We start from the raw sequence: 6,888 nt of genomic DNA, 5'->3' as shown, positions 1-6,888 counted from the left end.
TGAGCCAACACCACCGGTAAAAACTCCAGATCAACCAGAGCCATCAAAACCAGAAGAGCCAAATTATGATCCATTGCCAACTCCGCCGGTAGCACCAACTCCTAAGCAGTTACCAACACCACCAGCGGTGCCAACAGTTCACTACCATTACAATCGTCTATTTGCACAACCTCAGATTAATAAAGAAATTAAAAATGAGGATGGAGTAGATATCAATCGTACTCTAGTTGCTAAGCAGTCTGTAGTGAAGTTTGAGTTGAAAACGGAAGCTTTAACTGCAGGACGTCCAAAAACAACTTCGTTTGTATTGGTAGATCCACTTCCAACTGGCTATCAGTTTGATTTGGAAGCAACCAAGGCTGCAAGCAAAGGTTTTGAAACAAGCTATGACAAAGCTAGTCACACTGTAACCTTTAAGGCTACTGATGAGACATTGGCAACATACAATGCTGACTTAACTAAACCTGTTGAGACTCTTCATCCAACGGTTGTTGGTCGAGTCTTGAACGATGGGGCAACTTATACTAATAACTTCACTCTGACAGTCAACGATGCCTACGGTGTCAAGTCAAACATTGTTCGTGTAACGACTCCAGGTAAACCAAATGATCCTGACAATCCAAATAACAACTACATCAAGCCTTTGAAAGTTAACAAGAACAAGCAAGGTTTGAATATTGATGGCAAAGAAGTTCTAGCTGGTTCAACGAACTACTATGAACTCACATGGGATTTGGACCAATACAAGGGAGATAAATCTTCTAAAGAATCGATTCAAAACGGTTTCTACTACGTGGATGATTATCCAGAAGAAGCTTTAACGCTTCAACCAGAATTGGTTAAGATTCGTGATCTAGAGGGCAACCTAGTGTCAGGTATCAGTGTTCAACAATTTGATAGTTTAGAAGCTGCGCCTAAGAAGGTTCAAGAGCTACTGAAGAAAGCCAACATCACTGTTAAGGGGACTTTCCAACTTTTCTCAGCTGATAATCCAGATGAATTCTACAAGAACTATGTAGCAGCAGGAAAATCATTGCTCATCACAGATCCGATGACAGTTAAACCTGAATTTGGTCAAACTGGTGGTAAGTATGAAAACAAAGCCTACCAAATTGATTTTGGAAATGGCTATGCTACAGAAGTAGTTGTCAACAACGTTCCGAAGATCACACCCAAAAAAGATGTGACAATCAGTATGGATCCAAGTAGTGACAATATCGATGGCCAAACAATTCCATTGAACCAGTACTTCAATTATCGTTTAATCGGTGGTTTGATTCCACAAAATCATTCTGAAGACTTGAATGACTATAGTTTTGTAGATGATTATGACCAAAAAGGTGATCAATACACTGGAAACTATAAAGTTCTTGCCAAGGTTGACATCCGATTGAAAGACGGTCGTGTTATCAAGTCAGGAACAGACTTAACAGCTGAAACACAGGTTGAACATGATCAAGATAAGGGAATAATTACTATTCGCTTTAAGGAAGAGTTCCTTCAAGAGATTCAGTTGGATTCTCCATTCCAGGCTGAGACTTATATTCAAATGAAACGAATTGCTGTCGGAACCTTTGAAAATACTTATGTAAATACTGTGAATAAGGTGGCTTACGCTTCGAATACAGTTCGTACGACAACCCCAGAACCTAAGAAACCAGAGGAGCCAACAACCCCTAATTCTAATCCAAATCCAAAAGGAAACCCTACTCTACCTCACACAGGGACAAATGATTCAAGCTACATGCCATATCTTGGTCTAGCTGCCTTAGTGGGAGTGTTAGGGCTTGGTCAGTTGAAACGAAAAGAAGACGAAAGCAAGTAAGAACTGAAAGTTAAATAGAAAAGAGGAACTCTGTTTCCTCTTTTTTATAGCCTAAATTAAAAACGCTTCCTATTGATTTTTACTCATAAAATCAACTGATTTATGTTAAAATGGTAGAAGAAAGTTGAGATTATGAGTTATTTTAAAAAATATAAATTTGATAAGTCACAGTTCAAACTTGGTATGCGGACTTTTAAAACGGGAATTGCCGTTTTTCTAGTTCTTTTGATTTTTGGCTTTTTTGGCTGGAAAGGTCTTCAAATCGGTGCTTTGACAGCGGTTTTTAGTCTGAGGGAGAGTTTTGATAAGAGTGTCCATTTTGGGACTTCACGTATTCTAGGAAATAGTATCGGTGGTTTCTACGCCCTTATCTTTTTTCTCTTAAATACCTTATTTCACGGAGCCTTTTGGGTGACCTTGGTGGTTGTTCCAATCTGCACTATGTTAACCATTATGACAAATGTGGCCATGAATAATAAATCAGGGGTTATTGGTGGTGTAGCAGCTATGTTAATCATTACCCTATCAATACCGAGCGGTGAAACAATTTTGTACGTGTTTGCGCGTGTATCGGAAACTTTCATGGGAGTTTTTGTCGCAATTCTCGTAAATTATGATATTGATCGTATTCATCTCTTTTTAGAGAAAAAAGAAAAATAATGTTACATTTTATAACATTATCGATTGACGTTTGTTTTTTTTTAGACTATAATAGACAGAAGGAAGGGAATTGTAAATGAAGGAAAGAGAATTTCGCCGAAATATGGCTGTTTTTCCTATCGGCAGTGTTATGAAATTGACCGATCTCTCGGCGCGTCAGATTCGTTATTATGAAGATCAAGAGTTGATTAAACCTGATCGAAACGAAGGGAACCGTCGCATGTATTCGTTGAATGATATGGATCGTCTGCTTGAAATCAAAGATTATATCTCTGAAGGTCATAATATTGCTGCGATTAAGAAAAAATATGCTGAACGTGAGGCGAAGTCCAAGAAAGTGGTGAGTCAGACGGAGGTGCGTCGCGCACTTCACAATGAACTCCTCCAGCAGGGACGCTTTGCTTCAGCACATTCACCTTTTGGTCGCGGTTAGGCAATCGCAAGTAGTCATATATTAAGGAGAAAAACCATGCCAATCACAGCTGCAGATATTCGTCGTGAAGTCAAGGAAAAAAATGTTACCTTTATTCGTCTCATGTTCTCAGATATTTTGGGAACGATGAAAAACGTCGAAATTCCTGCTACAGATGAACAGTTAGATAAAGTCTTGTCAAACAAGGCTATGTTTGATGGATCTTCTATTGAAGGTTTTGTACGTATCAATGAGTCAGATATGTACTTGTACCCAGACTTGGATACATGGACAGTCTTCCCTTGGGGAGATGAAAACGGAAGTGTTGCAGGTTTGATCTGTGATGTCTATACAACAGAAGGTAAACCATTTGCAGGTGACCCTCGTGGCAATTTGAAACGTGCTCTTCGTCACATGGAAGAAGTAGGATTCAAATCCTTCAACCTTGGGCCAGAGCCAGAATTCTTCCTATTTAAACTGGATGAAAATGGGGATCCGACTCTTGAGGTAAATGACAAGGGTGGCTACTTTGATTTGGCCCCTACTGATCTTGCAGACAATACACGTCGTGAGATTGTGAATGTCTTGACCAAAATGGGATTTGAAGTAGAGGCAAGTCACCACGAAGTCGCGGTTGGACAACATGAAATTGACTTCAAGTATGATGAAGTCCTCCGTGCCTGTGATAAGATTCAAATCTTTAAACTCGTTGTAAAAACCATTGCTCGCAAACACGGTCTTTACGCAACCTTTATGGCGAAACCAAAATTTGGTATTGCTGGATCAGGTATGCACTGTAATATGTCCTTGTTTGATGCAGAAGGAAACAATGCCTTCTTTGATCCAAAAGATCCGAGAGGCATGCAGTTGTCGGAAACGGCCTACTATTTCCTTGGTGGTTTGATCAAGCACGCTTACAACTATACTGCCATCATGAACCCAACTGTTAACTCCTACAAACGTTTGGTTCCTGGTTATGAAGCGCCAGTTTATATTGCATGGGCTGGACGTAATCGTTCACCGCTTGTGCGCGTACCTGCTTCACGTGGTATGGGAACTCGCCTTGAATTGCGCTCGGTAGACCCAATGGCAAACCCATACATCGCGATGGCAGTTCTTCTGGAAGTTGGTTTGCACGGTATTGAAAACAAAATCGAAGCACCAGCTCCGATCGAAGAAAACATCTACATCATGACAGCTGATGAACGTAAGGAAGCTGGAATCACAGACCTTCCATCAACGCTTCATAACGCTTTGAAAGCTTTGACTGAGGACGAAGTAGTCAAGGCTGCCCTAGGTGAGCACATCTATACGAGCTTCCTTGAAGCCAAACGTATCGAGTGGGCTAGCTATGCAACCTTTGTGTCGCAATGGGAAGTTGATAATTATCTAGATTTGTATTAAATAGTAGAAAAGAGGTTGTCCGAATGGGCAATCTTTTTTCGTTTGCAAAGTTATAAATGTATTTTGATACAGATTTTAGTATAGAAAATATAGGTAATTCATATTTTTTATCTAGCTTACAATTATGCATCAGAATGGGAATATTCTGACAAATATCAGAAAGCGATATCAAGTTTATGTTTAGATTTTCTTTATAACGATGGTATTTAATGGCGATTTTCTACTTTGTCTCACATCTATTGTAACACTACAAAAAAAGTAAATATTTTTTATATCTGCTTTTAATTGACCTTTTTTTGTTTAAGAAAAATTTAATGAAGTGCTTGCCCAAAATGCTTGATTAATGATATAATTGAGTGTGGGTTACTAGTCTCTCTGAGAGCTATAACTCTTGTCTTTAACTTTTACTTTGAGTGCTAAACTAAAAAGCATTTATTGACAAGCTCTTTTGATAAGAATTGGTAGGTTAGCTGGGAAAACTACTAATTTGGGTACTAATAACGGAGTTCTTACCATATGGAGAATGGCAATAAATTTCTTTTTATGTGTAATCATAAAAAGTAAAAAGAAATTTAATAAGGAGAAAAAGAATGATAAAGTCGAAAAACAGGCTTAAAAAGACAATCGTTGGAATGATAACCTTTGTTTTAGCGTTTTTCTTACTGCCGTTTCAAGGCCTTTTTGCGGCACCGCAAGAAATAAAGGATGACACAGATCTTTCTGCACTAAGTCTTTACCAGTTTCAGTTAACTACGGATAACATGAGTGTTGTATCTAAGTCATCTGCTGTGCAGCAATACCATATGGATGCTCCAGGTTTTGGAGATCTACAACATAAATATCCTGGTTATCCAATGGAAAATTTCACCCTCAAGGTAGATAAAACCAAAAAGGAAGATCAAACCTTTGATAAACCTTTGTCTTTGAAATTTACCAATGCTGGAACAGTCAATGGTAAGCAAGTAGATGCTTATTTAACGATTAATAAAGTTACTCTTCATTATATCAACAACTCAGAAGCTCCGGCTCAAATGGCTGATGTTAATAAGAAAACAGTTAACTTTTTCAACGTTTCTAATTTATGGGGAGCAAACCAATTTGAAATTGGGAATATCGCATATGTTGATGAGGCACATGACGATGTCATGAAAAATACCTTTACGGTTGATGCAGATATAACAGCAGAACTTAAGTATTCAGATGGTTCAGAACCTGACATGAAATTGGTGATGAAACCAACTGATATTGATGCAAATGGTCTATGGAATACCAAGGAAGCTTTCTATGTTACCAATTACAACACTAGCGTTGACAAGCGAGTGATGAACAACCGCAATAATTTGGAAGCGGTTCAAGAAGGTGATAAAACTGTTTGGAATGCAGGCCCAGGTGGTGGTACAAGTGGTGCGGAGGCCGAAAATAATATTTCCGGTTTAGCCCTACGCTCAGTTAACAACACCATGAACTTTGGTTACCGTTCAGCGAACTATGCCTCTGCAACTTTCTCTCTTTACATGGAACAAGTACAGTTTGCCCCAGAAAAGGAGGTAGATCCAGCTCAAATCCCAGCACAAGCAGGAGAGGCAGTTACTTATAAAACTCTTTTCAAGATTCCAAAACCAGGTAAAGAAATCATTGCAGCTTTATCAAGCCTTGATTTCGTTGATACCTTTGATGATCGTTTAGATTTCAAAGATCTTACAGTTGATGCAGATGGTGTTGTGTTGGCAAAGGATACAGACTATACTGTTGAGAAGTCAGGTCAAAAAGTAACTGTCAAGATGGCTGCTGCCTACTTGAACAAAGATAAGGCCGGAACACCTATTCGTATTACTTATAATACAGTAACAAATAATAAGGTTGGTGACAAAGCTTCAGGACCTATCGAAAACATTGTAGCTATGCAACCAGATAACCTTTATTTCGCATCAAACAAGGTAACAACGACCTTACTTTACAACAAGATTCATGAATTTGAGAGCGGTACACCTGGTAAGACCCTTCCACAAGAAGTTACAAACTTGTTACCAGCTAAAGTATCAGGTCTTGCAAATGGAACGACTGTAAATCCTACTCAACCAACAACTACTAAAGTATCTGTTCCAGAAGGAAACTGGGTATTCAAAGGTTACGATAAGGTTTCAGAAGTTGTTGAAAATGGAGATGTGAAATTCATCGGTAAATGGGAATTCACTCCAGCGCCAACTTACAAGGCAACACATGAATTTGTAAGCGGAACGCCAGGAAAAGAACTTCCGCAAGAAGTGAAATCCTTGCTTCCAGCAGACCAAACAGACTTGAAAGATGGTAGTCAAGCGACTCCGACTCAACCAAGTCAAACAGAAGTGAAGACAGCAGAAGGTACATGGAGCTTTAAGTCCTATGACAAGGCATCAGAAACCATCAATGGAGCGGATGCCCACTTCGTCGGTACTTGGGAATTTACCCCAGCACCAACTTACAAGGCAACACATGAATTTGTAAGCGGAACGCCAGGAAAAGACCTTCCACAAGAAGTGAAATCCTTGCTTCCAGCAGACCAAACAGACTTGAAAGATGGTAGTCAAGCGACTCCGACTCAACCAAG

The 6,888-nt window shown here is 39.3% G+C and carries 5 protein-coding genes; all 5 read left to right on the top strand.

From position 1 onward, the window contains the following. Positions 1–1,825, top strand: a 1,825-nt coding sequence (locus M1F74_RS07250) for an SspB-related isopeptide-forming adhesin (RefSeq protein ID WP_247946693.1), incomplete at its 5' end; no start/stop codon positions are given. A gap of 132 nt (positions 1,826–1,957) precedes the next feature. Further along, positions 1,958–2,485, top strand: coding sequence for an FUSC family protein (locus tag M1F74_RS07245; RefSeq protein ID WP_007519247.1), 528 nt, complete (start codon positions 1,958–1,960; stop codon positions 2,483–2,485). Between the two features lie 76 nt (positions 2,486–2,561). Then, positions 2,562–2,918, top strand: a complete 357-nt coding sequence (gene glnR / locus M1F74_RS07240) for a transcriptional repressor GlnR (RefSeq protein ID WP_007519249.1) — start codon at positions 2,562–2,564, stop codon at positions 2,916–2,918. 36 nt (positions 2,919–2,954) lie between these two features. After that, positions 2,955–4,301 (top strand): type I glutamate--ammonia ligase, encoded by a 1,347-nt coding sequence (gene glnA / locus M1F74_RS07235; RefSeq protein ID WP_247946692.1) that lies wholly within the window; start codon positions 2,955–2,957, stop codon positions 4,299–4,301. A 590-nt stretch (positions 4,302–4,891) separates the two neighbouring features. Beyond that, positions 4,892–6,888 (top strand): isopeptide-forming domain-containing fimbrial protein (locus tag M1F74_RS07230; protein WP_247946691.1); only part of this gene is annotated, 1,997 nt, incomplete at its 3' end.

Source organism: Streptococcus oralis (assembly GCF_023109315.1).
In the GTDB taxonomy this organism is placed as follows: domain Bacteria; phylum Bacillota; class Bacilli; order Lactobacillales; family Streptococcaceae; genus Streptococcus; species Streptococcus oralis_BS.
This window is presented reverse-complemented; position numbering and strand designations above follow the sequence as displayed.